25 protein-coding genes are annotated in these 26,462 nt (G+C 69.7%); 19 read left to right on the forward strand and 6 right to left on the reverse strand.

The window, feature by feature from the left end; genetic code table 11:
- The first annotated feature begins 37 nt into the window (after window positions 1-37).
- From WFH25_RS03165 to WFH25_RS03205, 9 genes are all read left to right on the forward strand, one after another.
- Window positions 38-952 carry a GNAT family N-acetyltransferase gene (locus tag WFH25_RS03165; RefSeq protein WP_336696783.1) on the forward strand — a complete coding sequence of 305 codons (915 nt, stop codon included), beginning with the start codon at window positions 38-40 and terminating at the stop codon, window positions 950-952.
- A gap of 126 nt (window positions 953-1,078) precedes the next feature.
- Window positions 1,079-2,080 carry a matrixin family metalloprotease gene (locus tag WFH25_RS03170; protein ID WP_336696784.1) on the forward strand — a complete coding sequence of 334 codons (1,002 nt, stop codon included), beginning with the start codon at window positions 1,079-1,081 and terminating at the stop codon, window positions 2,078-2,080.
- A 50-nt stretch (window positions 2,081-2,130) separates the two neighbouring features.
- Complete coding sequence (locus WFH25_RS03175; RefSeq protein WP_336696785.1) at window positions 2,131-2,847, forward strand: GntR family transcriptional regulator; 717 nt, start codon at window positions 2,131-2,133, stop codon at window positions 2,845-2,847.
- Between the two features lie 192 nt (window positions 2,848-3,039).
- Window positions 3,040-4,038, forward strand: coding sequence for a sugar phosphate isomerase/epimerase family protein (locus WFH25_RS03180; protein WP_336696786.1), 999 nt, complete (start codon window positions 3,040-3,042; stop codon window positions 4,036-4,038).
- The gene (locus WFH25_RS03185) at window positions 4,035-4,988 is read left to right on the forward strand and encodes a 3-hydroxyacyl-CoA dehydrogenase family protein (RefSeq protein WP_071294267.1); all 954 of its coding nucleotides are present in this window, start codon (window positions 4,035-4,037) and stop codon (window positions 4,986-4,988) included. The genes WFH25_RS03180 and WFH25_RS03185 overlap by 4 nt, the downstream gene beginning before the upstream one ends.
- Before the next feature lie 11 nt (window positions 4,989-4,999).
- The gene (locus WFH25_RS03190) at window positions 5,000-5,767 is read left to right on the forward strand and encodes an SDR family NAD(P)-dependent oxidoreductase (protein WP_336696787.1); all 768 of its coding nucleotides are present in this window, start codon (window positions 5,000-5,002) and stop codon (window positions 5,765-5,767) included.
- 55 nt (window positions 5,768-5,822) lie between these two features.
- Window positions 5,823-7,205, forward strand: coding sequence for an MFS transporter (locus WFH25_RS03195; RefSeq protein ID WP_336696788.1), 1,383 nt, complete (start codon window positions 5,823-5,825; stop codon window positions 7,203-7,205).
- The gene (locus WFH25_RS03200; RefSeq protein ID WP_336696789.1) at window positions 7,202-8,908 is read left to right on the forward strand and encodes a dihydroxyacetone kinase family protein; all 1,707 of its coding nucleotides are present in this window, start codon (window positions 7,202-7,204) and stop codon (window positions 8,906-8,908) included. Before WFH25_RS03195 ends, WFH25_RS03200 begins: the two co-directional genes overlap by 4 nt.
- Complete coding sequence (locus tag WFH25_RS03205; protein ID WP_336696790.1) at window positions 8,905-9,675, forward strand: triose-phosphate isomerase family protein; 771 nt, start codon at window positions 8,905-8,907, stop codon at window positions 9,673-9,675. The genes WFH25_RS03200 and WFH25_RS03205 overlap by 4 nt, the downstream gene beginning before the upstream one ends.
- A 13-nt stretch (window positions 9,676-9,688) precedes the next feature.
- Here WFH25_RS03205 and WFH25_RS03210 read toward each other — a convergent pair whose 3' ends face one another.
- The 4 genes from WFH25_RS03210 to WFH25_RS03225 form a co-directional block, all read right to left on the reverse strand.
- Entirely contained in the window at window positions 9,689-10,360 is a 672-nt protein-coding gene (locus tag WFH25_RS03210; protein WP_070417406.1) for a response regulator, read from the reverse strand.
- A complete protein-coding gene (locus WFH25_RS03215; protein WP_336696791.1) occupies window positions 10,357-11,628 on the reverse strand; it encodes a sensor histidine kinase in 1,272 nt (423 codons plus the stop codon). Before WFH25_RS03215 ends, WFH25_RS03210 begins: the two co-directional genes overlap by 4 nt.
- Before the next feature lie 34 nt (window positions 11,629-11,662).
- Window positions 11,663-11,824 carry a hypothetical protein gene (locus WFH25_RS03220; protein ID WP_336696792.1) on the reverse strand — a complete coding sequence of 54 codons (162 nt, stop codon included), beginning with the start codon at window positions 11,822-11,824 and terminating at the stop codon, window positions 11,663-11,665.
- A 124-nt stretch (window positions 11,825-11,948) separates the two neighbouring features.
- Window positions 11,949-12,635 carry an SDR family NAD(P)-dependent oxidoreductase gene (locus WFH25_RS03225; protein WP_336696793.1) on the reverse strand — a complete coding sequence of 229 codons (687 nt, stop codon included), beginning with the start codon at window positions 12,633-12,635 and terminating at the stop codon, window positions 11,949-11,951.
- Between the two features lie 121 nt (window positions 12,636-12,756).
- Between WFH25_RS03225 and WFH25_RS03230 the strand changes: the two genes are divergently transcribed.
- The 5 genes from WFH25_RS03230 to WFH25_RS03250 all read left to right on the forward strand — a co-directional run bounded on the left by WFH25_RS03230 (window position 12,757) and on the right by WFH25_RS03250 (window position 15,550).
- Window positions 12,757-13,491: an NYN domain-containing protein gene (locus WFH25_RS03230; protein WP_336696794.1), complete on the forward strand. Its 735-nt coding sequence runs from the start codon at window positions 12,757-12,759 to the stop codon at window positions 13,489-13,491.
- 208 nt (window positions 13,492-13,699) lie between these two features.
- On the forward strand, window positions 13,700-13,882 hold the full coding sequence (locus tag WFH25_RS03235; RefSeq protein WP_070417401.1) for a hypothetical protein: 183 nt from the start codon (window positions 13,700-13,702) through the stop codon (window positions 13,880-13,882).
- Between the two features lie 46 nt (window positions 13,883-13,928).
- On the forward strand, window positions 13,929-14,486 hold the full coding sequence (locus WFH25_RS03240) for a MarR family winged helix-turn-helix transcriptional regulator (RefSeq protein ID WP_336696795.1): 558 nt from the start codon (window positions 13,929-13,931) through the stop codon (window positions 14,484-14,486).
- Window positions 14,487-14,554: 68 nt separating this feature from the next.
- Window positions 14,555-15,163, forward strand: coding sequence for a TetR/AcrR family transcriptional regulator (locus WFH25_RS03245; protein WP_071294276.1), 609 nt, complete (start codon window positions 14,555-14,557; stop codon window positions 15,161-15,163).
- A 75-nt stretch (window positions 15,164-15,238) separates the two neighbouring features.
- Window positions 15,239-15,550, forward strand: coding sequence for a YciI-like protein (locus tag WFH25_RS03250; RefSeq protein ID WP_336696796.1), 312 nt, complete (start codon window positions 15,239-15,241; stop codon window positions 15,548-15,550).
- A 29-nt stretch (window positions 15,551-15,579) separates the two neighbouring features.
- On the opposite strand, the gene WFH25_RS03255 is transcribed toward WFH25_RS03250, so the two are convergent.
- The gene (locus tag WFH25_RS03255; RefSeq protein ID WP_336696797.1) at window positions 15,580-16,023 is read right to left on the reverse strand and encodes a hypothetical protein; all 444 of its coding nucleotides are present in this window, start codon (window positions 16,021-16,023) and stop codon (window positions 15,580-15,582) included.
- A 97-nt stretch (window positions 16,024-16,120) separates the two neighbouring features.
- A complete protein-coding gene (locus WFH25_RS03260) occupies window positions 16,121-16,675 on the reverse strand; it encodes a TetR/AcrR family transcriptional regulator (protein ID WP_336696798.1) in 555 nt (184 codons plus the stop codon).
- A gap of 64 nt (window positions 16,676-16,739) precedes the next feature.
- On the opposite strand from WFH25_RS03260, the gene WFH25_RS03265 reads away from it, so the two are divergent.
- From WFH25_RS03265 to WFH25_RS03285, 5 genes are all read left to right on the forward strand, one after another.
- Window positions 16,740-17,483, forward strand: a complete 744-nt coding sequence (locus tag WFH25_RS03265; RefSeq protein ID WP_336696799.1) for a hypothetical protein — start codon at window positions 16,740-16,742, stop codon at window positions 17,481-17,483.
- Window positions 17,484-17,665: 182 nt separating this feature from the next.
- Entirely contained in the window at window positions 17,666-18,949 is a 1,284-nt protein-coding gene (locus tag WFH25_RS03270; protein WP_336696800.1) for an SGNH/GDSL hydrolase family protein, read from the forward strand.
- A gap of 191 nt (window positions 18,950-19,140) precedes the next feature.
- Window positions 19,141-23,514, forward strand: coding sequence for an RHS repeat-associated core domain-containing protein (locus WFH25_RS03275; protein ID WP_336696801.1), 4,374 nt, complete (start codon window positions 19,141-19,143; stop codon window positions 23,512-23,514).
- Window positions 23,515-23,722: 208 nt separating this feature from the next.
- Entirely contained in the window at window positions 23,723-25,414 is a 1,692-nt protein-coding gene (locus WFH25_RS03280; protein ID WP_336696802.1) for an RHS repeat domain-containing protein, read from the forward strand.
- A 200-nt stretch (window positions 25,415-25,614) separates the two neighbouring features.
- On the forward strand, window positions 25,615-25,947 hold the full coding sequence (locus tag WFH25_RS03285; protein ID WP_261645816.1) for a hypothetical protein: 333 nt from the start codon (window positions 25,615-25,617) through the stop codon (window positions 25,945-25,947).
- Window positions 25,948-26,462 lie beyond the last annotated feature (515 nt).

Genomic DNA, 26,462 nt, shown 5'->3' on the forward strand with positions numbered 1-26,462 from the left:
TGTGCGGTCGGTGTCCGCGGCGTCGCAGGATGGACCCATGACGACCGATGCCCCGACGACCGACGTGACCCGACCCGGAGCGGTCGTCCTGACCACCGCGACGGACGTCGAGGCCGTCGTCGACCACGCCCGCAACACCTACGCCGCCGCCGTCGTCGCGGACACGGCCGGCTGGGAGGACGGGGACCGGCGTCGCCTCGAGGACCTCGGCTTCCGCGGCGGCGACCCCCGCGGCGCGGCGGTGCGGACGCTCGACCTCACGATCGCCGACGACGGCACCCCGACCCGGCTGCTCGACAACCCCGCGCTCGCGTCCCTGAACGGCGAGCACGCCCGGTTCGCCGAGCGTCGCGGCGACATCGCGCGGTACCTGCCCGACGTGTCGGTCTGGACCGGGATCCCGGAGCGACCGACGGCCGCGGACTGGGACGACGTACGCGCGCTGCTCGGACCCGGTGCGGTGTTCGGCGTCGGTGCGTCGGCCGTCCTCCCCGAGGGCTGGCACGCCGTCGAGGGTTCCGGGGGCGTGCAGCTCACCGGTGAGGACATCGAGGGCGCTCCGGACCCCGAGGCCGTCGAGCTCACCCCCGACGACGTCCCCGAGATCCTCGAGCTCATCGCCCGCACGAAGCCCGGGCCGTTCCTGCCCCGCACGATCGAGCTCGGCCGGTACGTCGGCGTCCGGCGCGAGGGCCGCCTCATCGCGATGGCCGGGGAGCGCCTGCACCCGCCGGGGTGGACCGAGATCAGCGCGGTGTGCACGGACGCCGACTTCCGCGGGCAGGGGCTCGGACGGCGCCTCGTGCTCGACGTCGCGCACGCCATCCGCGCGCGGGGCGAGACGCCGCTCATGCACGCCGCCGCCGGCAACACCGGGGCGATCGGGCTGTACCAGCACCTCGGGTTCCGGTTGCGGGAGCGGGGTGCGCCGCGGTTCGTGCAGGTGCCCTGAGCACAGTCTCCGCGCGTGCGCACGGCCAGTTCGGGGGGTTGACCGCGCCGTCCGGGGGTCCGCACACTGACTGCGCCCGGCAGGGGGCTGCCGGTACAGGGGACCAGGAGGGTCGACAACGTGCGGATGTCCACCGTGACCGCAGGGGCGGTCGTGCTCGGGATCGCGCTCGCCGCGGTCGTCACCACGTCGGTCGGCGTCCCGCACGCCGATGCCGCACCGTCCTGCCGCGGGGACCGGATCACCGTCGCCGCGCTGTCGTCGGGGTGTGCCGTGTCGTCCGGCACGGTCGTGCTGCCCGACGGTCGCCAGTTCCGGGTGCCGCCGGTCGGGACGACGGTCTCCGCGATGCCGGTCGGCGCAGCGGGCAGTGCCGACGACGGGGACGTGTCGGTGACGAACACCGGCCGCTCAGGCGTCGCGGTCCTCGTGCACGACCAGTGGTCCGGGGCGCCGGCAGCCATCCGCCAGGAGCGTGCCGCCCTCGCGCACCGGACGCTCCCGGGCGGCTCCGGACTCCGGGCCACGGGCGGAGCGGCATCGTCGACGGCGGCCACGGACAAGTCGTCCAGCTGCTCCGCGACGGCGTACTCGAAGCTCGGCTTCCGCTGGGCCAACACCGTCGAGTGGAGTTACAACCCGAACAACCAGAAGGTGTCCGGCGCAGCAGCCATCGGCGCCGGTGCCGACGCCTGGACCGGGACCACGTCGGCGTGCGGTCGGACCGTGAAGTCGACGGCGGACGACACGCCCCTCGGCAGCCGGAAGCGCGCGATGGGCGTCACCGCCACCGGTGGCTGCGGCGCGTCCGACGGCTCGAACATGGTCGGGTGGGGATCGCTGCGCGCCGGGACCCTCGCGGTGACCTGCGTCTGGTCGCGCTCTGGCGTCGCGGTCGAGGCCGACCAGCGGTACTCGACGTCGGTCGACTGGTCCGCCGCGTCGACCTGCTCGGGGAAGCGCTTCGACCTGCGCGGGGTCGCCACGCACGAGTGGGGGCACGCGTACGGCCTCGGGCACACCGCGGCGACGAGCGGCCTCGTGATGAAGCCCGCGTCGACGACGTGCGAGACCGGCCAGCGGACCCTCGGCCTCGGCGACCTGATCGGCATCGACGCGCTCTACTGATCCGGACCGGGGCGAGGCGCCCGTGATCCTGGATTCTCTAGGATCGATGCATGTCGACCACGATGCCGGGCTTCGGGACCGAGCGCATCACCCAGCTCGGGCTGCGCGACCGCGTCTACGACCGGGTGCTCGAGGTCCTGATGGGGCACGACGTCGAACCGGGCATGCGCCTGTCGATCGACGGACTGGCCCGCTCCCTCGGGGTCTCGCCGACCCCGGTGCGCGAGGCGCTCGTGCAGCTCGAACGCACCGGGCTCGTCACGCGTGAGGCCAACAGGGGGTACCGGGTGTCCCCGCCGCTCGCCGGCGACCAGCTCGAGGCCCTCTTCGACGCCCGGCTCATCGTGGAGTCGGGGGCCGTCGAACTGGCTGCGCGCGGCGACGTCCCCGCCCTGCGGTCACGGTTGGCGACGGCGCTCGCCGAGCAGGCGGCCGTGGCCGAGGAGATCGCCGCGATCGGTGCGGGTGCGGCGTCCGAGGAGCTGATGGCGCGGTTCTTCCGGGCCGACTGGCAGTTCCACCAGGTCGTCTTCGACGCGACGCGGAACCCGTTCCTCGAGGAGATGTCCGAGATCATCACGACCCGCGTCCACCGGATGCGGCAGATCGTCGAGGGTGGTGGCGACGACACCGACCGTGCCGTGCAGGAGCACCGCGCCGTCCTCGACGCACTGGCCGAGGACCCCGCATCGGCGGTCGCGGCGATGCGGCACCACATCGATGCCGTGCGGCTGCGGTCGCGAGCGGACGCGTCGCACACCGCCTGATCCGGCCCGGGCGGACGCCCGTCCCGAGGTTCGGGTCAACGGGACGGGCGTCCTGATCCTCCGTGCCCGCCCTCCTTCGGAGCCCCCCGGACGAGGGGTTTGGTCCGATCGGTTGCGAATCTCCGACGACGGAGTATCTTTCCTATAGGAAAGAGGTTCGACGATGAACCCCGACATGCGAAGGAGCATCCCGTGAGCACACCGCAGGACTGGGTCGACCAAGACTGGGACTCCAGCAGCTGGACGGCCGACACCTGGCCGATCGCGACGTGTCTGCACGGGTTCCCGCAGGTGACGCGGGACGGCGTCGCCTTCCACGACGCGGACCCGGCCGTGTGGGACGACGTGTTCGCGCAGATCGAGGCCGTCGGGTTCTCGCTCGCCGAACTCGCCGACAGCCACATCCGGCCCGCCGACCTCGAACGGTCCCGCCGCGACGAGCTGTTCGCGATCGCGAAGGCTCACGGCGTCGGCATCCCGTCGGTGCACCTGCAGCGCAAGAGCGTCGTCCAGCCCGGGCACGAGGAGGACAACCTCGCCTACGCCCACCGCACGATCGACGCGGCGGCCGAGTGGGGCATGCAGGTGTTCTCGACGGGGCTCCACCAGCCGTTCAACGAGGCCCAGCGGAAGGCGCTCTGGTTCTGGACCGCGCAGGGCCCGAAGGACCCGGACGACGCGGAGGTCCGTGCCGCCGCCGTGTCCCGTCTGCGTGAGCTCGGCGAGCACGCCGCGAGCGTCGGACTCCCGATGGCGCTGGAGCTGTACGAGGACACCTACCTCGGCACCGCGGACAGCGCCGTCCGGCTCGTCGAGGAGATCGGCCTCGACAACGTCGGGCTGAACGCCGACGTCGCGAACCTCATCCGCCTGCACCGTCTGGTCGAGGACTGGAAGGAGCTGTTCGCGAAGACCCTGCCGTACACGAACTACCTCCACGTGAAGAACTACACGCGGGACGAGGCCGGCGACGGCAGCTGGGCGACGAGCGCGCCGAGCACCATGGAGGCCGGACTCATCAACTACCGCCAGGTCCTGCGCGACGCGGTCGCCGACGGCTTCCGCGGGATCGTCATGACCGAGCAGTACGGCGGGGACAGCCTCGGCGTCTGCGCCACCAACCAGCAGTACATCCGTTCCGTCCTCGCCACCTCGGTGGTCGGGGCGACGAAGCAAGGAGTCACCCGATGAGCACCCTCGACATCGCCGTCGTCGGATCCGGCTACATGGGCGGCGGGATCGCCCAGGTCCTCGCCCTCGCCGGTCACACCGTCCGGATCGCCGACGTCTCGGCGGAGATCGCCGCGTCCAACCGCGCCCGGCTCATCACCGAGACGGAGCAGTTCGTCGCGGACGGGCTGTTCCCCGCGGACGCCGTGTCGCGTGTGGAGGCCCACCTCAGCGCCGCCGCCTCGATCGAGGAAGCGGTCGCCTCGGCCGACTTCATCGAGGAGGCCGTCCCCGAGAAGCTCGAGATCAAGCACGCGACGCTCCGGCGCATCAGCGAGGCCGCCCGCCCGGACGCCGTCATCGGCTCGAACACGTCGACGATCCTCATCGAGTCGCTGGCCGAGGCCGTCGTGGGTCCGGAGCGGTTCCTCGGCGTGCACTTCTCGAACCCGGCGCCGTTCATCCCCGGCGTCGAGCTCATCCCGCACCCGACGACGAACGAGCACGCGATCACGGTCGGCGAGGCCGTCGTCGCGGCCACGGGCAAGCAGTCCGCGCGGGTGAAGGACTCGACCGGGTTCGTGCTGAACCGCCTGCAGTACGCACTGTTCGAGGAAGCCACGAAGATCGCCGACGAGGGCATCGCGACCCCCGACGACATCGACACCATCGTGCGGACCACGTTCGGCTTCCGCCTGCCGTTCTTCGGCCCGTTCGCGATCGCCGACATGGCCGGACTCGACGTGTACGCGTTCTGCTTCGAGTCGCTGCAGACCCGCTGGCCCGAGCGCTTCGCGACCCCGCCGTCCCTGCAGCAGCACGTCGACGCGGGCGAGCTCGGCACGAAGTCGGGTGCCGGGTACCTCGAGGTGCCCGCCGACCGCACGCCGGAACTCGTCGCCTACCGCAACAAGGCCTACGTCGCGATGCAGAAGCTCCTCGACGAGCTCGGCCCGGCCCCGATCCACTGAGGCGGAACACCATGGACAACGAACAGCAGCACCGCACCGCCGTCCTGACCGGGGCCGCATCGCCCCGGGGGATCGGCCGTGCCACCGCCCACCACCTCGCCGAGGCCGGGTGGGACATCGGCATCATCGACCTCGACCAGGACGCCAGCGCTGCGGTCGCCACCGAGATCCGCGAGCAGCACGGCGTCCGGGCCGTCGGCGTGGGCGCGAACGTCGCCGACGAGACCGCCGTCCGGGCCGCCTTCGACACGATCGAGGCCGAGCTCGACCCGATCGTCGCCCTGGTCAACCTCGCCGGGGTGTCCTCGGCGCACGCGTACCTCGGCCTCCCGGAGGGGGAGTGGCACCGCGTGCTGTCGATCAACCTCGACGGCGTGCACTTCGCGAGCCTGCGGGCGGCGGAGTCGATGGTGCGGAACGGCTACGGCCGCATCGTGAACCTGTCGTCGGTCTCCGCCCAGCGCGGCGGCGGCACCTTCAGCAAGACCCCGTACACGGTCGCGAAGGCCGGCGTGATCGGTCTGACCCGCGGCCTCGCCCGCGAGCTCGGGCCGCAGGGCGTCACCGTCAACGCGATCGCCCCCGGGCCGATCGACACCGACATCATGGGCGGCACCCTGACCGAGGAGCGCAAGACCGCGATGGCCGCCGACGGCGTGCTGCCGCGGATCGGCACCCCGAGGGACATCGCCGCCGCGATCGCCTACCTCATCAGCGAGGACGCCGGGTTCGTCACGGGCCAGACGCTGAACGTCGACGGCGGCCTGTACATGCACTGACGGGTCCACCGTCCCCTCCACAACCACCGCACCGTGCTCGCAAAGGAGCGAACCCGTGTCACTTCCCCCTGCCCCCGCGCTCGGGTCCACGCACGACCCGGCCCTGAAGTCGGCGATCGGCAAGGCGACGAAGCACCTCATGCCGATGCTCGTCATCCTGTACTTCGTCGCGTTCCTCGACCGCACCAACGTCGGGTTCGCCGAGGAGGCCCTGAGCGTCGACCGCGGCATCTCCGACGCCGCCTTCGCGCTCGGTGCCGGCATCTTCTTCATCGGCTACGCGATCTTCGAGATCCCGTCCAACCTGCTGCTCAAGCGCCTGGGTGCACGCTTCTGGCTCGCCCGCATCGCGATCACGTGGGGCATCGTCGCCGCGCTGTTCTCGTTCACGACGAACGACACGATGTTCATCATCCTGCGGTTCATCCTCGGCGTGACCGAGGCCGGACTCTTCCCCGGCGTGATCATGTACCTGTCCGAGTGGTTCCCGAACAAGGTCCGCGTGCGGATGTTCGCGATCTTCTACCTGGCGCAGCCGTTCTCGCAGATGATCGGCGCACCGCTGTCGGGCGGACTCATCAGCTTCGGCGACCAGGCCACCCCGTTCCACGGCTGGCAGGTGATGTTCGCGGGTGAGGGACTCCTCGCGGTCCTGGCCGGCATCGCGGCCCTGGTGTTCCTGACGAACAGTCCGCAGCAGGCGAAGTGGCTCGAGCCGGGGGAGAAGGACTCACTCACGGCCGCGATGGCCCGCGAGGACACCGCCCGCAGCGAGGACGGCCCGACGGGCATCTGGAAGGCACTGGCCAGCGGTCGCGTCTGGTACTTCACGATCATCTACTTCTGCCTGCAGGTCGCCGTGTACGGCACGACGTTCTACCTGCCGCAGCAGGTCTCGTCGCTGCTCGGGCAGGACGTCGGCTGGCAGGTCGGACTGGTCGCGGCGATCCCGTGGCTCGTCGGGCTCGTCGCCTGCTACCTCGTCGGTTCGCGGGCGGACACCGTCGGGCGTCGTCGACGCTGGGGCACCTGGTTCTACATCACCACCGGCCTGTCGATCCTCGGGTCCGCCTGGGCCGGCGCGAACGGGCAGCCGATCCTCGGCATCCTGTTCATCACGCTGGCGGTCGCGAGCTTCCTCGCGGTGGGACCGATCACGTGGGCGTACCCGACGGCCTTCCTGACCGGGGCCGCAGCGGCCGCGGGCATCGGGCTCATCAACTCGCTCGGCAACCTCGGCGGGTTCGTGGCGCCGATCATGCGCACCGCGATCAACGACCTGGTGCCCACGGACAGCGGAGCGTTCGGCATCGTGTCGCTCGGGGTCCTGGCGTTCGTGGCCGCGGTGATGATCTTCTGCACGAAGTACTTCCGTGGCGCGAAGGCGGACGAGCTGCTCGACACCACGCACGTGCGCACCCAGGGGGACGAGCGATGACCCGGCTCTTCAACGACCCGGCGGACTTCGCCGACGAGTCGACCGACGGGTTCGTCGCCGCGAACGAGCGGTGGGTCCGGAAGGTCCACGGCGGGGTCGCGCGGTCGACCACGTCGCCGGACGGCACGGTCGCGCTCGTGATCGGCGGCGGGTCCGGGCACTACCCGGCGTTCGGCGGGCTCGTCGGGCACGGGCTCGCGGCCGGTGCCGCGATGGGGAACCTGTTCGCCAGCCCGAGCGCCCAGCAGGTCACGGCGGTCGCGACGGCCTCCGAGCACGGCGGCGGGGTGCTGCTGAGCTACGGCAACTACGCCGGCGACGTCCTCAACTTCGACACAGCTGCACGGTCGCTCGAGGCCTCCGGGATCAGCGTCCGCACGGTGCGGGTCACGGACGACGTGGTGAGCGCGCCCGCCGACCGCGCGCACGAACGGCGCGGGATCGCGGGGGACCTCTGCGTGTTCAAGGTCGCCGGAGCGGCCGCGGAACGTGGCGACGACCTCGACGCGGTCACGGCGATCGCCGAGCGGGCGAACGACCGCACCCGATCGTTCGGCGTCGCGTTCTCCGGCTGCTCGCTGCCCGGCGCCGAGGAACCCCTGTTCACCGTGCCCGAGGGGCGCATGGCGATCGGCATGGGCATCCACGGCGAACGCGGCATCGACGAGACCGACGTCCCGACCGCCGACGGACTCGCCGCGCTGCTCGTCGACCGGTTGCTCGACGAACTGCCGGCGGGGGTCACCGCTGCCGGCTCCCGCGTCGTCCCGATCCTCAACGGGCTCGGGAGCGTGAAGTACGAGGAGCTCTTCGTCGTCTACCGCTCGGTGCAGCGCCGGCTCGCCGACGCGGGCGTCGTCATCGTCGAGCCCGAGGTCGGGGAGCTCGTCACGAGCTTCGACATGGCCGGCGTCTCACTGACGCTGTTCTGGCTGGACGCGGAGCTCGAGGAGCTCTGGGCCGCCCCGGCCGACACCCCCGCGCACCGCAAGGGCGGTGCCGTCCCCGCGGAGCGCGTCGCACCCTCCGTGGTGGCGGCCGACGCGGCACCCGACGAGGTCGGCCCGGCCAGCGAGGACTCCCGGGCCGTCGCCGTCCAGGTCGCCGCCGGCTTCGCCGCGGTCCGCTCGGTCATCGACGAGCACGCCGACGAACTCGGCCGCATCGACGCGGTGGCCGGCGACGGGGACCACGGCATCGGGATGCAGCGGGGATCGCACGCCGCCGCCGAGGCCGCGTCCGACGCCGTCGAGCGTGGAGCCGGCGCGGGCAGCGTGCTGCGGATCGCCGGCGACGCCTGGTCCGACAAGGCCGGTGGCACATCAGGAGCGATCTGGGGCGCGGCCCTGGAGGCACTGGGTCGCGTCCTCGGGGACGACTCGCGTCCGACGGGTGCGGACGTCGTCGAGGCCGTCGGTGCGGCGACCGAGGCGGTCCTCGCCTTCGGCGCGGTGCCCGGGGACAAGACGATGGTGGACGCGCTCGTCCCGTTCCGCGAGGCCTTCCGTTCGCGGGTCGACGACGGTGCGGCGCTCCCCGATGCCTGGCGTGCGGCGGTGTCCGCCGCACAGGACGCTGCGCAGGGCACCGCCGAGCTGCTGCCGAGGAAGGGCCGGGCGAGGACCCACGCCGAGCACGCCGTCGGGACGGTCGACCCGGGAGCGGTGTCCTTCGCGCTGATCGTGGAGGCCGTCGCGCCGTGATCACCATCGGGGTGTCGCTCAAGACGTACTTCTCGCACGCCCGGACCCTGTCGTGGGCGGCCGAGGTCGCGGACGTCGCCCGGCGGCACCCCGCGGTGACGTCCGGTGCCGCGTCGCTCTTCGTGGTGCCGACGTTCCCGGCGCTCGTCCCGGTCCGCCGCATCCTGACCGACGCCGGTGCTAGCGTGCTGCTCGGCGCCCAGGACCTGTCGTGGGCCGACGCGGGGCCGTACACCGGCGAGGTCACGGGTGCGGAGCTGCGCGAGATCGGCGTCGACCTCGTCGAGATCGGCCACGCCGAACGGCGCTCCCTGTTCCACGAGACGGACGACGAGGTCGCGGGGAAGGTGCACGCCGCCTTCCGCAACCACCTGCGGCCGCTGGTGTGCGTCGGGGAGACGAGCCGCGCCTCCCGAGCGGAGACCGTCGCCGAGGTGACCGCGCAGCTCGACCGGGCCGTCTCGACGGCGGTCGCGGACGGACTGGCGGGGCCGCTCGTCGTGGCGTACGAGCCGGTGTGGGCCATCGGCGCCCCGGCGCCGGCGCCAGACGAGCACGTCGTGGGGGTGCTCGCAGGGATCGAGGAGCACCTGGCCACGCGGCCGGAACTCGCCGGGTCGGTCGTGATCTACGGCGGCAGTGCCGGGCCGGGGCTGCTCACCCGCGGGCAGGGGCGGATCGACGGCCTGTTCCTGGGGCGGTTCGCGCACGACCCGGCGGCGATCGCCGCGATCCTCGACGAGGTGGCGGCGCTCGACGGGCGCTGAGCCGTCCTGCCGCTCAGGCGTCGCGAGCGCCCGCCAGCCCGTGGTCGTGCGCGTAGACCACGAGCTGCACCCGGTCCCGCAGCGCGAGCTTCCCGAGGATGCTCGAGATCTGCGTCTTCACCGTGGACTCCGTGACGAACTCCTTCGCCGCGATCTCCGCGTTCGACAACCCGCGCGAGGCCCAGCCGAACACGATGCGCTCCCGGTCCGTCAGCGACTGGAACGCCTCGGGCTGCGGCGCCGGCGCGCGCTCGACGTCGGCGCCGAACAGCTGCGAGAGGTCGTTCGGCGCGATCACCGAGCTCCCCTCGTGCACCGCCCGGACGGCCGCGAACAGGAACGGCGGCGTGGTGTCCTTCAGCAGGAAGCCGCTCGCGCCGAGGCGGATCGCGGTGGCGGCAGCGGGGTCGAGGCCGAACGTCGTCAGCACGACCACGCGGGGGAGCGGCCCCTCGACCGCGCCGGAGAACAGCTGCCGGACGGTCTCGACCCCGTCCATGCCGGACATCCGCATGTCGAGGAGCATCACGTCCGGTCGCAGCTCGGGGATGCGCGCCAGGGCCTCGGCACCGTCGGACGCCTCGCCGACGACGACCATGTCGTCCTGGGCGTCGAGCACGACGCGGAGGCCGGCTCGGAACAGTGCCTGGTCGTCGGTGAGCAGGATGCGGATCGGATCGGTCATCGGTTGGTCCCCCCAAGGACGTCGAACGGGATGCGGGCACGTGCGGCGAACACGTCGTCGAGGACGGCGGCGTCGAAGGACCCGCCGAGTGCGGTGAGCCGGGACTGCATGCCGGCGAGGCCACGGCCGGACCCGCGGGTGCTCACCGGCGGGACGGCGACGGGGCCGGTCCCGACGGTGCCGGCGCCAGGCGCGGCCGTCCCGGCGGTCGGGACGAGGTTCTCGACCTCGAGCACCAGGTCGGCCGACCGCCACGTCTCCCGCACCGTCACCGGCATCCCGGGGGCACCGTGTCGGAGCGCGTTCGTGAGCATCTCCTGCAGCACCCGGCGGGCGGCGGTCCCGCTCTCCGGTCCGAGCACCACCGGCACCCCGCGGACGGCCTGGTCGACGTCGACCCCGGCCTCGCGGATGCCCTGCACGATCTCCTCGAGCGACCCCGGGTCGGTCGAGGCGCCGGAGCCGTCGATGTGCCCGAGCACCTGCCGGACCTCGACGAGGGAGCTCCGGGCAGTGCTCGCGATCGTGGCGCTCACCTCGCGGATGCGGGCCTCGTCGGCGAGGAACGGCACCGAGTCGGCCTGCGCGATGATCACGGCGAGGGAGTGGCCGACCACGTCGTGCACGTCGCGGGCGATGTCCGCTCGGATCCGCTCGGACTCGGCGACGTCGATGGCCCGGGTGGCGGTGGCCTCGGCCTCGGTGGCGACGGCCTCGGCTCGGGACGCCGCGGCCTCGGCGTCCGCCCGGCGTTCGGACTCGCGGTCCCGCGAACGGAAGGCCCGGACGGCGACCCCGCCCGCCCAGACCCCGAGGAGCGCCGTCACCGGTGCGGCCATCGCCAGGAACGCCTGGTCGCGCGGGCCGTTGATGAGGACGAGGAACCGGAAGCCGGTGAGTGCGAGGTAGAGCGTCGCGCTGATGCCGGCAACGAACGCCAGCAGGCCGGACACGATGACCTCACCGCGCGTGCCGACGACCGCCGCGGTGCCGATGACCACGAAGATGGCGATGTCGACGAGCGACGGCCGCTCGCCGCCGCCGACCTGGACGATGCCGAGGACGACGATCATGAGCATCGCCGCGGACGGTGAGACCCGTCGGAGCGCGATCGCCCCGGCCGCGGCGAGGACCGCGAAGAAGCTCGCGTGTTCGAGCTCGAGGTCGATCGGGAGCAGGAAGACGAACGCCGCGAAGACCGCCCAGGCCACGTCGATGATGATCGAGCGGGTGGCGAGCGGCCGGATGAACGTGCGCCGTTCCGTCACGGCACGATCATCGCACGGGGGCGTCGTCCGCCGGTCACGGGACCGGTGACATCGCGATGAGGGCGGTGGCCGTGACCGTGACGATCGCGGCGCAGACCAGCAGGGTGGCGATCGTGTGCTTCGTCGAGGACTCCATGCTCCGAGCCTCGCCGAGCGGCGCGCCCAGGGCATCGGGCGCACGGGTGAATGCGTTCATCCGCACGGGTGAAGGCGTCTGGTCCGTCGCGACGCGACCGTGTGGCGGCCAGGAGGCGCGGGTCGGGCCCGCACCGCGCCTCCCGGCCCGCAGGTCGTACCGATCTGCCGGACCCGCCCGTCGGTCAGATGGTGATCTGGCCCAGCACGCGGTGGGCGATCGAGATCGACTCACCGGACACCACCGACAGCGGCGACGCGAGGAACGCGACGAGGTCGGCGATCTGCTGCGGGCTGGAGTCGCCGGGGCCACCGGGGCGGACCTCGGTGCTGGGGGTGTCCGTCACCAGCCCCGGGTTGACGACGTTCACCGTGACGCCGGAGCCGGCGGCCTCGTCGGCGAGGTTCTTCGCGATGACGCTCACCGCTGTGTTGCGGAGCGACGCGGTGATGTTGCCCGACAGGTAGGCGTTCTGTCCGCTGATCACGACGACGCGTCCGAACCCGGCCTCGCGCTGGGCCGGCAGCACCGCGTTGGCGACGCGGAGGAACCCGAGTGCCTTGCCGTCGATCGCGGTGAGGACCTGCTCGGGGTCGGACTTCTTCGCCGGGTCGAGGGTGCCGGCACTCGGGGCCGCGGTGACGACGAGCGCGTCGATGCGGCCGTGCTGCTCGAGCACCCGTGCGACACCGGCATCGACGGAGGCCTGGTCGGCGGTGTCGATCGCGACGCTGTCGGGGGAGTCGCCGGCGCTCCGGGAGGCCACGACGACGGTCGCCCCCTCGGCCCGGAGTCGATCGGCGACGGCGGCGCCGATGTACCCCTTCCCTCCGACGACGAGCGCGACACGGTTCTTGAGTTCGAGGTCCACGCCGTCACGCTACGCCGCGGAAGTCGTCGTCGCGTGGGCACGAGTCGTGCCTCGGCGGCCGGATCCACGGCGAAATACACAGGAGTCACGGGCGTCGGCGCGGGACCCGTACCGTTTGCTCATGCGAGTCGGGGTGTACGTCGATGGGTTCAACCTCTACTACGGCGCGAGGAGCATCTGTGGTCGTTCCACTCCAGGCTGGCGGTGGCTGGATCTCCGCGCGCTGTCCGAGAACCTGCTGCGCGGACCGGGTGCGCAGTGGGGGACGGCCACCATCGAGCGCGTCGTCTACTGCACCGCCCGGGTGAGCGGTGCGGAGAACCCGCAGGGGCAACACGACCAGGACACCTACCTCCGAGCGCTTCGACGGCACGGCGCGGTCGACGAGTTGGCCATGGGCAACTACGTCACCCGGGTCGCGACCGCACCGCTGGCGACGCCCGATCGGCGGGGACGCCCGCAACTGACGCGCGCCGACTGGCCGCTCCAGGTCCGTGACCTCCACGGCGCCGACGTCTCCGGCGCGACCTTCATGGCATCGGTCGCCCGGCGCGAGGAGAAGGGCTCCGACGTCAACGTCGCGGCGCACCTGCTCATCGACGTGTTGACGAAGCGTGTCGACGCCGCGATCGTCATCAGCAACGACAGCGATCTCGAGTTCCCCGTCCGTCACGTGCGGACCCTCGTGCCGCTCGGACTGGTGAACCCGACGCCGGGGTACCGGGCCGGCAAGCTCGCCGGCGACCGAGATGACGGGGTCGGCGGACACTGGTGGTACCAGTTGACCGACACTGACGTGCGTGGAGCGCAGCTACCGGAACAGGTCGCCCACATCCGACGGCCCGAGTCCTGGTAGAGTCATCCCATACCACCCGGCCCCTCTGGGGCCGGGTTTTTTCATGCCCTCTGGGCGTTATGAATGACAGCGATGTAGTTCGGCTGGGCTGACTGTTCAGTGCGTGAACCGTACAGAACACGAATTGTTCGTTTTGCTGATCGTTCACGTTGTGAAAGACTTCGGGCGTCCGATGGGGACGGCAACGACGACGAGGGGCGGTATCGCAATGCACAGCACGTACACCGGGATGCCGCGACAGGCACGGCTCGGCGGGACCCACACCCGTGTCGGTCTGACCGACCCCGCGATCATCGACGCCTACGTCGAACGCCGCATCCAGGACCCGTCGCTCCTGTCCGGTCGCTCCGAACCGTCCTACGCCGACTTCTTCTCGGTCCCGGCGGCCTAGGCCCCGCACCCCCGATCCGCACCAGGCAGAGAGCACACCCGACCAGATGCCGTTGACCGTCGTCCGCCGTGAGCACATGCACCTCTACGCCCGGGAACCCCGGTCGCGTGCCGCGAAGGGCGCCGTGGACGCGCTCCTCCGCCTGCAGCACGCCGAGGAGCAGCAGCTCGAACAGGCTCGGTCGGAGAGCGGTCTCACCAAGAACGAGTTCCTCGCCGTCCGGTACATGCTCCAGGCGCACCGGGACGGCCGGGCCATGGGCCCGAAGGACCTCGCCGTCATGCTCAACGTGTCGAACGCGTCGGTGACGAAGATCGTCGACGGGCTCGTCGAGACGGGCGACCTCGTCCGCGCGCCGCACCCCACCGATCGTCGGGCACAGGTGCTCGAGCCCACGGTGCAGGCGGCGAAGAAGATCGACGCGTCCTACGCACGCTTCCACGAAGCCGTGGTCGAGGTGATGGACCACCTGTCCTCCGAGGAGAACGACGTCCTCGCACGCTGCCTCGTCCAGATCACCGAGGCCCTCGTCGGTGGCGCGCCCGCTCCCGTCGACGAGTACACGGTCGACCCGGACGGCGACGCGGAGCCGTACGACTCCTGAAGCGCGCGGTCCGTGACGGCGCCGAGCCGCGCCTCCCGGAAAAAACCTTCCAGCGGTAAGTTGGGCGCATGACGCACCCTGCCGACGACGACGCGGCCCTGCCGCGACGCGGCTACCGCAAGGGTGCCGAACGACGGACGCAGATCCTCGACGAGACGATCCGCATGGTCGCCGAGCAGGGTGTCGACGCGTCCTCGCTGCGATCCGTCGCGGACGCCCTCGGGATCACCCACGCGGCGCTGCGGCACTACTTCCCGAGCCGCGACGAACTGCTGCTCGCGGTCTACCGCGAGCACGAGGTCCGCGAGCAGGGGGCACCGGACCGGATGAAGTCCGCGATCGGGGACATGCGGGAGAGCGCCTCGCGGAATCGCGCGGTCCCGGGGCTGGTGCAGCTGTACACGACCCTGGCGGCCGATGCCGTGCAGGAGGGGCACCCCGCCACGCGGGAGTTCATGCGGGAACGGTTCACCCGGCTGCGGGCGGACCTGGCGGAGTTGATCGAGGCGGACCAGGCGTCCGGGCGGATCCGGGCCGACCTGGACCCCGTCGACCTGGCGTCCCTGAGCATCGCGGCGTCGGACGGACTGCAGGTGCAGTGGCTGCTCGACCCCGACGCGGTCGACGGCGAGCGGGTGCTGCGGTTGCTCGAGCAGATCGTGCCGCCGGCGGGCTGACCGGACCCGCCGGTCCTGCCACACTCGTGTCAGCGGGGCCGTGGGTCCCGCGCACGATCGGATCGGAGCAAGACCATGCACGCCGTACTCGAGTACACCTACGTCGACGACTACCTCGAGCGCCGAGACGCGTTCCGCCAGCAGCACCTCCGGGCGGCCTGGGCTGCGGCGGAGCGCGGCGAGCTGCTCCTCGGCGGTGCGGTCGGCGAGGGAAGCGGACCGTTCACCGCGCTGATCGTCTTCGTCGGCGACGACGCGCTCGGGCGTGCGCGGGCGTTCGCGGCGACGGACCCGTACGTGACCGGGGGACTCGTGACGTCGTGGACCGCGCGACCGTGGACGACCGTGGTGGGCGATCTCGCGGCGGGACCGGTCCGCCCCGACTGAGGCTCTCGGGAACCGGCGACGGCGTCGGGTCAGCCGTAGCCCTCGTCGGTCAGGCGCCAGCCGGCCGGCGTGTGGCGGAAGCAGAACTGCCACCCGGGGAGCACGCCTGGTTCGGCGCCCGTCATGTTCGTCTCGGTGACGTCGACCGGGATGCACTCCTCCGCGGATCGGCCCGTCTCCTTCGCGCTCAGTCGCGAGACCGCCCCGATGTGCCGGTAGCCGAGCAGGTCGGGGTGGTCGTCGAACCACGAGGACGGGGTGCGTCCGCCGCACCAGGCCGCGTCCTGACCGCCGCTGTCGTCGGTGAGGGCCTCGGTGACAGCACAGTCGTGTGCCTTCGCGGCCCGGAGGTAGACGCGGAGGACCTGTTCGGAGGACCCGCTCGCGGGCGGGAGCCGCACCGCCACGGTCTGCGCGTGCGTCACCGACACCACGGTCACCGTGCCGGCCGCCACGAGCACGGCGGCGACCACCCTCCGAGCACGAGCCGACGTCTCCCCACGGCGCTCATCCTGGCAGGGGACGGAACGATCGATCACCCGGGGTCGCTGGGCGTGGGTGAGGGCGCGTTCAGTTGCGCGGCAGCCCTGCGACGTACGCGCCGAGCACCGATCGGTCGTCCACGGGCGCGACCCCCGCGACGCGGTAGAGCAGCAGTGCATCGACGAGTCCGACGAGGTCGACCGCGGATCGCCGGGGGTGGTCGACGCCGATGCGGTCGAGCAGGTCCTCCGCCGTGGCGAGCAGCGCGGCGCGCACCGGGTCGGCGCCGGTCAGGGGTGCGCGGAGCGCTTCGTCGTCCCGGAGCTCCAGGAGGAGGGCCAGGCGAGCGGCTTGCGCCTCCGCTCGCTCTGCGAGGCCCTGGAGGAACGTGGCGGCGACCTCGACGACCGTCGCGTCGTCGAGTGGCTCGGGGAGACGCAACGCGCCCAGCTCCGTCGACAGCTGCTCCGTGATGCGCGCGACGACGAGCGCGGTCAGTTCGCGCCGCGTCGACGCGTAGTACGAGGTCGATCCGGCAGGCACGCCGGCCTCGGTGTCGACTGCCCGGTGCGTCAGGGCTCGGACCCCACCGCGAGCGGTGAGCCGTACTCCCGCGTCCGCCAGGTCCTCGCGTCGCCCCATGCTCTTCCCCTCTCGCCTCTACCATCGTAGTGTTCTCTACGGATGTAGAGCCGAAGGGGGCACGATGCGGGTTGCAGTGGTCGGAGGCGGGATCTCCGGAGTCGCGATCGAGGCAGCGCTGGAGGCACACGGCTGCTCGGTCACGAGGTTGTCCCGGTCATCGGGGTTCGACGTACTCGCGGACGACGCGGTCGATCGGCTGGCGTCGGTCCGGCCGCAGGTCATCGTCGAGGCGACCGGACGGTTCACGACGAGTCGGCGGCGTGCGACGGACTTCTTCACGCGCTCGACGGCGGTGGTCGGTGCGGCGGCCGAACGGTCCGGGGCGCGACACGTGCTGCTGTCCATCGTCAACTGCACCAGGTCCGAGGTGCAGGGCTACGGGTACTTCGCCGGCAAGACCGCACAGGAGCAGGCAGCGGGAGCGGCGGGCCGGGGCGCCACGATCGTCCGTTCGGCCCAGTGGTTCGAGTTCGCCGCGCAGAACCTCGAGCGGTTGCGCGTCGGGCCGATCGCGTTCGTGCCGCGGATGACCATCGCTCCGGTGTCGCTCGCAGCGGTGGCGACGGTGGTCGCCGAGGTCGCGACGGGCCGGCGGACCGCGCCGGTCGTGGAGGTCGCCGGACCCGAGACGACGTCCCTGTGGGCGATGACGACGGCGCTGCCGCACCCCGGCCTGGTGCCCGTCCCGATGCCGATCCCGGGCCGGACGGGCCGGGCGTTCCGGGACGGGGCGCTCCTGCCCGCGGACGACGTCGAGGTGGTCGGCCCGACGTTCGATGAGTGGCTCGCAGCTCGCGACCGGTAGCGCTCGCCCGACCGAACGGTCCGGTCCGGTCGTCATCTCTCGGCGATGCGTTGCCCCGTTCCTCTGCGTGTCACGCGAACGGGGAGCAGAAGGTGAGCTTGTTTCTGCCCTAGCGTAGGCGGGGGTGCGATCGATGTGCCTGTATCTGTCGCGGCGCATGGGGCGTCCGGAGGGGGACGAACATGCGCACGACCCGTGGCCACCGCTCTGCCGTGATCACGGCGGCCACTGCCGTCCTCGCGGTCATCGGTGCCCTCCTACCGAGCGGTGTGCAGGCCGCTCCGTCGCCCGGCAACGACGCGCTGCGTGGTGTGCGGTACGCCGCGTACGGTCACTCGTTCGGACAGGTCCAACTCGGTTCCGATTCGGTGCCGAGCCGGATGTACCCGTCCATGGTCCGGACGAGCCTCGGCGCGGATCCGACGCTCTGGTCGAACGAGACCATCAGCGGGGCCTCGACGGCGCAGATCCTCGACCGCGCGCGCTCGACGTGGAACCGCGGCGACTACGGGGTCGTCTCGTACCTCGGGAACCAGAACGACGTCGGCCGCCACGTGCCCGAGGCCACGTTCAAGGCGAACGTCCGGGGCTTCATCGACTGGGTGCGGGGAACCGGGCCGTTCCCACCCACGATCGTCATCGTGCTCGACACCCCGTCGACGACGAAGGGCTACGCGTGGTACCCGTCACCCCCGACCGACGCGGACGTCGTCCGGTACAACCGCTACCTCCGCAGCGTCGTCGCGGCGTACCCGAAGGACGGATCGGTCATCATCGCCGATGCCTTCACCGGATGGAACAAGGCGACGATGATCGGGCCCGACGGGCAGCACCCGAACGACGTCGGGCAGGCGCACATCACGGAGACGATCACCTCAGCACTGAGCGGGGTGCGGCTCCGTGAGGGGCAGAACGTCCTGACGCCGGCACCGGCGGTTCGCTACGACTCGTTCAACCGGCCCGACATGATCACCGGACTCGGCAAGGACCTGCACGGCCGGTCCTACTCCACGGTCGGCGGAGTGAAGTACGGCATCTCTGCTGGCCGTGCCTACCGAGCCAGCAGCGGGGCCGTTCGTGAATCCGCGGCCACCGTCGACACGAAGAAGGCTGCGGTCGACATCAGCCTCACCATGACGGCGATCTCCTCGAAGGGTGCGGGGCCCGTGTGGCGACTGAGCAGCGCCAAGGACTACTTCGTGCTCGACGTCCACGGGTCGGGCAAGGGCAACGCGAAGGTCTACAAGCGGGTCAACGGGCGGTTCATCCAGATCGGTAAGGCACTGAGCCGCGAGGTCAAGCCGGGGTCGACCGTGCGGGTCAGGGCCGACGGCGCGAAGATCAAGGTCTACGTCGACGGTCCCGCCGTGTACTCCAGCGCGGACAGCTTCAACGGGTCCGCCACGAGGAGCGGTGTCCGGATCACCGACACTCGCGCTCGGCTCGACGACCTCGTGATCCGGTAGGACCGGAGCCGTATCGGTTCGGGCGCGGAACTTTCTACCCCCTGTAGTGGGGAGCAGTGGTGAGGGATGCTCCGTAGCGTTCTGTGTGGTTGCACAGTGCCGTCATGGGGGCGGATTCGCTGGTGGTGACCTGTTGAGGGGTTCTGCGCGTGTTCGCGACGTCGCCGTTGTCTGTTCGTTCTCGTTGGGTCGTGCTGGCCGTCGTCACGCTGGTGGCGCTGCTGGGGTCGTTGTTGGCGGTGGTTTCGCCACCTGCTCCGGCGCAGGCGGTCGCGACGGGTACGGGTGGGCAGTTCGTGCCGTTGCCGACCAACGCCAGGATCTTCGACGGCGCCACGCCTGCCGGGTCGTCGACGACGGTGCCGGTAGCCGGGGTGAAGGGGATCCCCGCTGACGGTGTCGGCGCGATCAGTGTGCTGGCGACGGTCGCGGACGCGAACGGCACCAGGCAGCTGAAGGGTCGAGCGGAGTCGAGCGACGGGCCGACGCTGCTGATGATCTACGGCAGCGGAGTGGCGGGGAACACGTCGAACACGTCGTTGCTCGCGGTCGGGGACGACGGATCCATCCGGATCGACACGACGACTGCGCAGTCGCGGGTGATCCTGGACGTGACCGGCTACTACACGTCCACGGCGAACGGTGTCGGCGCTGGCGGGTTCGTTCCGCTGTCCGGGACCCGGATCGCGAACACGGCGGACGGCACGAACGTGCGGCAGGGTGCCCTGTCGGGTGGGGACAGCATCACGTTCCAGGTCACCGGCAAGGGTGGCGTTCCGACGAACGCGGCCGCGGTCGCGGTCAGTGTCGTGGTGCAGAACACCGGCGGTGGGGCCGGGTGGGTGCGTCCGTCGCCGTCCGATGGGCCGAAGAGCACGGGGTCGTTGAACTACCCGTCGACGAAGCTGACCACGGCGATGAGCGCGCAGGTCGCCGTCGGCTCCGATGGGAAGGTCACGATCGACAACGCTCCCGACGGTGGCACGGTGCAGATCCAGGTCGACGTGCAGGGGTACTTCGTCCCCAGCAATCCGGGTGGCGGGTTCACTCCGGGAACGGGCCGCATCGTCGACACCCGCACGTCCTCGAGCGTCGGGGCGAATGCGTCGGTCGCGGTGCAGGTCTCGGGGGTCGCTGGCATCGGGACGGTCGAGGGTGGCCTGTCGGCGGTCGCGGTGACGGTCACGGCGATCCACTCGGGCACGACCGGCGGGTACGCGAAGGCATGGGCGGACGGTTCCTCCGAGCCCACCGGGGCGGTCATCGGGTACGCGCCGACGTCGTCGATCCGGACGACGACGGCGATCCTGCCCGTGGGGTCGAACGGGAAGGTGCGGATCCAGAACGTCTCCTCGGGGACCACGGACTTCGTCCTCGACCTGCAGGGCACCTACAACTGGCTGCCGGGCGGACCCGTGTCGACGAACGTCACCGGGCAGCGGACGTCCGCGACGACGTTGCCGTTCCCGATCTCGGACCAGACCAACGCGAGCGTCGACGTCGGCACCGGAAACCTGCTCGTCACCACGAGTGCGCTGACCCTGCCGGGTGTGACGCAGAGCACGACGATCGGTGCTGCGTACAACTCGCGGTCGACGACGACGGCGAACAGCAACACGATGGAAGCGAACCGGTGGCAGTACGCCCTCGCTGGTGCCGGGGACCTGTCGGCGAACGCCGCGGGTGTGGTCTACACGGACGCGGTCGGGACGGCGTGGCAGTTCAAGCCCACCGGGACCGCTGGTGCGTTCACGTCCCCGCCAGGCCTGCAGATGACATTGGCGCGGGTCGCGAACGCGACGACGCGGGAGTACACGTTGACGTCGTGGACGACGAACCAGGTCATCCACTTCACCCTCGGCGGCCAGCCCACGAGCGTGAACGACCGCAACGGCAACCAGGTCAGCTTCAACAAGGCTGCCGACGGGTTCTCCCTCGGCACCCTGGTCTCCACGGCGGGCACGACGGGTGCGAAGACGGCGAAGGTGTCCTACGCGAACGGCACGACCACGTTCACGCAGACCGCCGGGTCCAGCAGCCGCCGCGTGTCGTGGGCGAAGAACAGCAGCGGTGACATCACCACGTACACGGACGCGACCGGTGCGAGGACGACGTTCGGGTACTCGGGCGGGGACCTCACCTCGATCACCGCTCCGACCGGCGGGGTGACGTCGTTTACGTACGACTCCACCAAGCGGGTCACGAAGGTGTCGCAGGCGAACACCACCGCCGGATCTCCCGGGACCGCGGTGACCCGGTTCGCGTACACGGACGGGGACACCACGCAGGTCGCCGACCCCCGCTCCGACCAGGGCCAGCCGGTGGCGACTGCGGACCACACCACGTACACGCTGGATGCGAACGACCTCGTCTTGAAGACGGTGGACGCGGCTGGACGTGAACGATCCAAGATGTACAACGCTGCGAACAACGGTGTCGCGAAGTCGACGATCGGTGCGGCCGGCGACAGTGGGACGGGAACGACGTCGAATGAGTACGGCAAGAACCAGAGCCAGTCGCTGACGAAGTCCACCACCGGGTCCGGCTCATCGAGCTCGATGGAGTACGGGTCCGGGTCTGCGACGGCGTACCTGCCGTCCAAGGTCACTGACAGCTCCGGCAACAGCATCACTATGGGGTATGACGGTGTCGGGAACCAGACGTCCTCGCAGTCTGGATCGGACTCGAGCGTTCAGGCGAAGGTGGCGTACAACGACGACGGCTCGGTGAAGAGTGCGACGGCGCCGGGAAACGGATCGAACTCGACCACGTACTCCTACGACGGCAACAAGCAGCTGTCGAAGATCACCCCGCCCACTGGCACGAGCCTTGGCGTGAAGACCTACACGTACGACGCGTTCGGCCGCGTTGCGACCGAGACCGACGGCCGTGGGAACACGACTACGTACGGATATGACGCTGACGATCGGAACACGTCTACTGCGTTCAGTGACGGTACCGCGACGGTGACCAACGTCTACGACGACAACGGCAACCAGACCAGCCAGACCTCCGCCACTGGCACGATCACCAACACCTACGACCAGCGCAACCGGCTGGTGTCCACGGCAAACACCGCCGGGGGCGGGACCGTGTCGTACGGGTACGACCTCGCCGGGAACACGGCGCAGGTGACGGACTCCACGGGCACTGTCTCCCACACGTTCGACGCATCCGAGGTGCTCACCGCGACGACGTACCCGACGAGCTCGGGCACGGCGAAGCAGATCTACCTCACCGACCCGCAGGGCCGCCGCACCGACACGTGGCTCGGCGCCGACACGTCGGCAATGCCTGGTGTGGCGCCGTCCTCGTGGAGCGCGCACCAGAAGCTGTCCTACGACAAGTCCGGCAAGGTCACCAGGGTGCAGGCGTGGGCTTCGAACGAGGACCCGCAGCTCGTCTTCGACACCGACTACTGCTACATGGCCACCACGACTGCCCCGACGTGCACCGTGTCGTCGGCGAACGACCGAACGAAGCTGCAGTGGGCGAAGGACAACATCACCGGGCAGGTGACCACCTACGCGTACAAGAACAGCGACGGCACCCCCAGCAAGCACCTCACCGGGATCACGCAGACCGGCGGTACCAACCCGACGAACTGGACATACACGTACGACGCCGCTGGTAACCGCACGGAGGCCAAGGCCACCAACGCGACCACCAGTGCCGTGATCAGTGACCAGAAGCTGACCTACAACGCCGCCGCGCAGATCACCACGGATGGGTACACATACGACGGGACCGGCAACCTCACCGCGGCGCCGGGGGAGACGTACACGTACAACGGGGCGCAGCAGCTGACCTCGTCCACGAAGAACGGGACGACAACGAGCTACGAGTACGCCGGCGGCGACATGAACAAGCTGCTCACGCAGTCCACGGACGGAAGCGCGGAGTACGACTACACGTATGGCACCACCGACCAGAACGGCGTCCCAGTGATCGCCACCCGCGAGCAGGTCGGCACCGGCACCGGCACCGCGTCGGTCCTGTCCGACCCGGTGACCGGGCAGCCGCTGGATCTCCGCACCAGCGACAACGTCACCAGCCTCTACGTCCTTGACGGCATCGGGAACCCGACCACGTCGATCGCCGACACCGGCAAGATCGCGTACCAAGTCACCTACGACGCCTATGGCGTCGAGACCGTCACCAAGGGAAGGACCAGCCTGCCGTGGCAGCAGAACCCCTACGGGTACAAGACCGGTCTCCGCTCCGGCAGCAGCGACGCGGGACTGACGAAGTTCGGGTACCGGTGGCAGTCCGCTGGGACGGGCCAGTGGATTGAGCGAGATACCCTCGACGCACCCCTCGACCCCACAAATGCTAACCGATACGCATTCGTTGGGTGCGACCCAATCAACGGAAGCGACCCGACGGGGCGCGGACAAGGCTTCTGCGCCGTTAATACAGGTCTATTGCTACTTGCAACCGTGGGGGCCATCGCCTCCGTCATCGTCCCAGGACCCGGATGGCTCGTCGGAGTGGCTCTTGCCGGTTATGCCGGAACGGTCTACGGCACGGTCACTGCATGCTATTCCGGTTACGATGACTATTGATTGAAGCCTAAAATGAAGATTCTTTCCTTGGCGCTGATGTTAGGCGCTGTCGTTGCTCTCGTTCTGGTTTTTGTAGCGCACGCAGTCCCCCTCCGTGTCGTATATGGACTGGTTTTTGCCGCGTTCGCCGTACTTAGTGTCTACTTCTGGAGGACGGCGACTCGTTCCTCGAAGGGAGGAAACGGTACGGTGTGATGGTGGTCTGACGGTGACGAACACGTACGACGGCAACGGCAACCAGCTCACCCAGCAGTCCGCGACCGGCACGATCACGAACACGTTCGACCTGCGAAACCGGCTCATCTCCACGGTCAACACCGCCGGCGGCGGAACCATCGAGTACGCCTACGACCTCGCCGGAAACACGCACGCGGTGACCGATCAGCACGGCACCGTCACGCACGACTACGACGCCGCGAACGTGCTCACCGCGACGACGTACCCGACCGGCGACGGCGGCGCGGCGAAGCAGCTGTACACCAACGACGACCACGGCCGCCGCACCGACGTGTGGTTGAACGCGACCGCCAATGCGGACCCGACCAAGGATCCGACGTCGTGGCAGGCCCACCAGCACATCACCTACGGTGCGTCGAACAAGATCACCCGCGTCCAGGCGTGGCAGGGCAGCGACAAGGCGACGGCCGTCGTCGACGATTCGTACTGCTACATCACCGGCATCGCCGTCGGTGGCGATTGCTCCGCGGTGAAGAGCGCGAACGACACCGACAAGATCCAGTGGGCCAAGGACAACACCACCGGGCAGACGACGTCGTACACGTACGACTCGAACAGCCGCCTCACCAAGGCAGCGCAGGCTGGCGGTGCGACGAACACGACGTTGGCGTACACGTACGACGCGGCGGGGAACCGGCTCACCGCGAAGCAGACCGGTGACACCACGAGCTCGCAGACGTTGACGTACAACGCGGTCGGGCAGATCACCTCGACCGGGTACGCGTACGACGGGGTCGGGAACCTCACTGCAGCACCGGAGGAGACGTTCACGTACAACGACGCGCAGCAGCTGACCGCGTCGACGAAGAACGGTGTCACGACCCGGTACGAGTACGCCGGTGCCGACATGACCAAGCTCCTCAAGCAGTCCACGGACGGGGGAGCGGAGTACGACTACACATATGGCAAGGGCATCACATCCCGCACCGTCGCCGGCACAGGCACGGCGTCGGTGATCAGCGACCCGACGACAGGGCAGCCGATGGACCTGCAAACCACCGATGGTGTCACGAGCATGTGGGTCATCGACGGCATCGGGAACCCGGCGGCAGCGATCGCCGACACCGGCAACACTGCTTACACGGTTTCCTACGGCCCTTACGGGGCGGAGACCGTCAACGGCGGCTCGAGCGCTCAGTGGCAGCAGAACCCGTACGGGTTCAAGGCCGGGCTCCGCTCGTCCAGCACCGACAACGGGCTTACGAAGTTCGGGTACCGGTGGCAGACCACCGCGACCGGCGGATGGATCCAGCGCGACACCCTCGACGCACCCCTCAGCCCCACCAACGCCAACCGCTACGCGTATGCCGGCGACGACCCTATCAACAGCAGCGACCCAACCGGTCGAAGCACGTTCGGGAACGCGCTGGGCATCGCAAGTACGGCACTCGCGATTGGCGGTCTTGCGGCAACCGCCACCGGGGTCGGGGGTCCGGCTGGTCTCATCCTCGGCGGCTTGAGTTCGGTCGCGAATACCTGGTCAATTGCGGAGAACGGTGGGTCGGCAAGCGAGGTAGCTGGGGCAGCCGTCCTCGGTACGGCATCGCTGGGGTTCGGTGTTGTCGCAAGCCCGGCTGTGCTCAACGTCGGGAGGACAGCGAGCACCGTAGCCTCAGGTATTTACGGCGGGATTGAGATGGCGCAAAGCGCCGCAGTTAGCTAACAAAGGGAAGAGTAATCGATGGGCGCATCAGTGTTGCCATGGCTACCATGGGTCATGGTCCCTATTATCGTTGCAGCGATCGTGTACGCAGCGGCATCTAGTCGAAAAAACAAGTGAATCCGGTAAAAATTGGCTTCTCGCTGAAAGTGCGAATTGCCATTTCGATAATTTTCGGTTCCTTATTACTGTTCGCTGCCGTCGTGAGCTTCTTCGACATCCGAGCGATGTTGCTCGTAGGCGTATCTGCTGCTCTTTGGTGGCGAATATTGTCACTCAAAGTGACCTTCTTCCCGACAGAGATGATCATCACAGGCTTCTTTTCTCAGAAGCGGGTAAACTATCGCAATGCCGTCGGCATTGAGGATGGCGCAAAACTAATCTACCTTCAGGCGGGTCGTCGGAAAAAGGCGATAATAGCGCTCGCGCTAGGCTACTCCACCCCAGACGACAGAACCCCGGACGGTCGGATGAAGCGAGAGATAATCTCAACGTTTGACGACTGGAAGCGTGGCGCGTCAAGTCGCCCCGCATAGGTTCGGCCCCGCGTCCTCCGTTTTCGACAGTGTCGTAGGCAGCTTTGTCCCGTGAGGGCCTCGACTTTCTTGCTCGCGAGCGCTACCATTGTGGGCATTGGTGCGATAGTGGCGTTATTTCTAGCCCCGAATTCAAGAACTGGTTTTTCCTGTTCGAGATGATCGTGATCGGGCTAATCGTGACTGCTGTTATTCTTCACCATCAACCACCTCGGCAGGGTTAGCATCGACCCCCGTTACTTTCTTCGTGCCCGTCGTGGACTGATGCTTGAGGGACATCGTGTCCCTGCTTCCGTTTCGATGGGGTTGGCTGCCCGCGTTGCGACTCTGTCGAGGCGGACAGAGGAGGGAGGTCGCTCTGGACGGCGGGCGAGCACAGCCGGAGCAAGCTGCTTGAGGCGCCCGGCGCCGGGCAGAAGACGACGTCGTACACGTACGACTCGAACAGCCGCCTCACCAAGGCAGCGCAGGCCGGCGGCGCAACGAATGTCACGTGGACGTACACGTACGACGCG

The organism is Curtobacterium sp. USHLN213 (assembly GCF_037144815.1).
Lineage (GTDB): Bacteria > Actinomycetota > Actinomycetes > Actinomycetales > Microbacteriaceae > Curtobacterium.

Excerpts from the sequence above, each read along its gene's own strand:
- WFH25_RS03165 (WP_336696783.1), top strand. The coding sequence starts at position 38 with ATGACGACCGATGCCCCGACGACCGACGTGACCCGACCCGGAGCGGTC.
- WFH25_RS03170 (WP_336696784.1), top strand. The coding sequence starts at position 1,079 with ATGTCCACCGTGACCGCAGGGGCGGTCGTGCTCGGGATCGCGCTCGCC.
- WFH25_RS03175 (WP_336696785.1), top strand. The coding sequence starts at position 2,131 with ATGTCGACCACGATGCCGGGCTTCGGGACCGAGCGCATCACCCAGCTC.
- WFH25_RS03185 (WP_071294267.1), top strand. The coding sequence starts at position 4,035 with ATGAGCACCCTCGACATCGCCGTCGTCGGATCCGGCTACATGGGCGGC.
- WFH25_RS03190 (WP_336696787.1), top strand. The coding sequence starts at position 5,000 with ATGGACAACGAACAGCAGCACCGCACCGCCGTCCTGACCGGGGCCGCA.
- WFH25_RS03200 (WP_336696789.1), top strand. The coding sequence starts at position 7,202 with ATGACCCGGCTCTTCAACGACCCGGCGGACTTCGCCGACGAGTCGACC.
- WFH25_RS03210 (WP_070417406.1), bottom strand. The coding sequence starts at position 10,360 with ATGACCGATCCGATCCGCATCCTGCTCACCGACGACCAGGCACTGTTC.
- WFH25_RS03220 (WP_336696792.1), bottom strand. The coding sequence starts at position 11,824 with ATGAACGCATTCACCCGTGCGCCCGATGCCCTGGGCGCGCCGCTCGGC.
- WFH25_RS03230 (WP_336696794.1), top strand. The coding sequence starts at position 12,757 with ATGCGAGTCGGGGTGTACGTCGATGGGTTCAACCTCTACTACGGCGCG.
- WFH25_RS03235 (WP_070417401.1), top strand. The coding sequence starts at position 13,700 with ATGCACAGCACGTACACCGGGATGCCGCGACAGGCACGGCTCGGCGGG.
- WFH25_RS03240 (WP_336696795.1), top strand. The coding sequence starts at position 13,929 with ATGCCGTTGACCGTCGTCCGCCGTGAGCACATGCACCTCTACGCCCGG.
- WFH25_RS03245 (WP_071294276.1), top strand. The coding sequence starts at position 14,555 with ATGACGCACCCTGCCGACGACGACGCGGCCCTGCCGCGACGCGGCTAC.
- WFH25_RS03250 (WP_336696796.1), top strand. The coding sequence starts at position 15,239 with ATGCACGCCGTACTCGAGTACACCTACGTCGACGACTACCTCGAGCGC.
- WFH25_RS03260 (WP_336696798.1), bottom strand. The coding sequence starts at position 16,675 with ATGGGGCGACGCGAGGACCTGGCGGACGCGGGAGTACGGCTCACCGCT.
- WFH25_RS03265 (WP_336696799.1), top strand. The coding sequence starts at position 16,740 with ATGCGGGTTGCAGTGGTCGGAGGCGGGATCTCCGGAGTCGCGATCGAG.
- WFH25_RS03270 (WP_336696800.1), top strand. The coding sequence starts at position 17,666 with ATGCGCACGACCCGTGGCCACCGCTCTGCCGTGATCACGGCGGCCACT.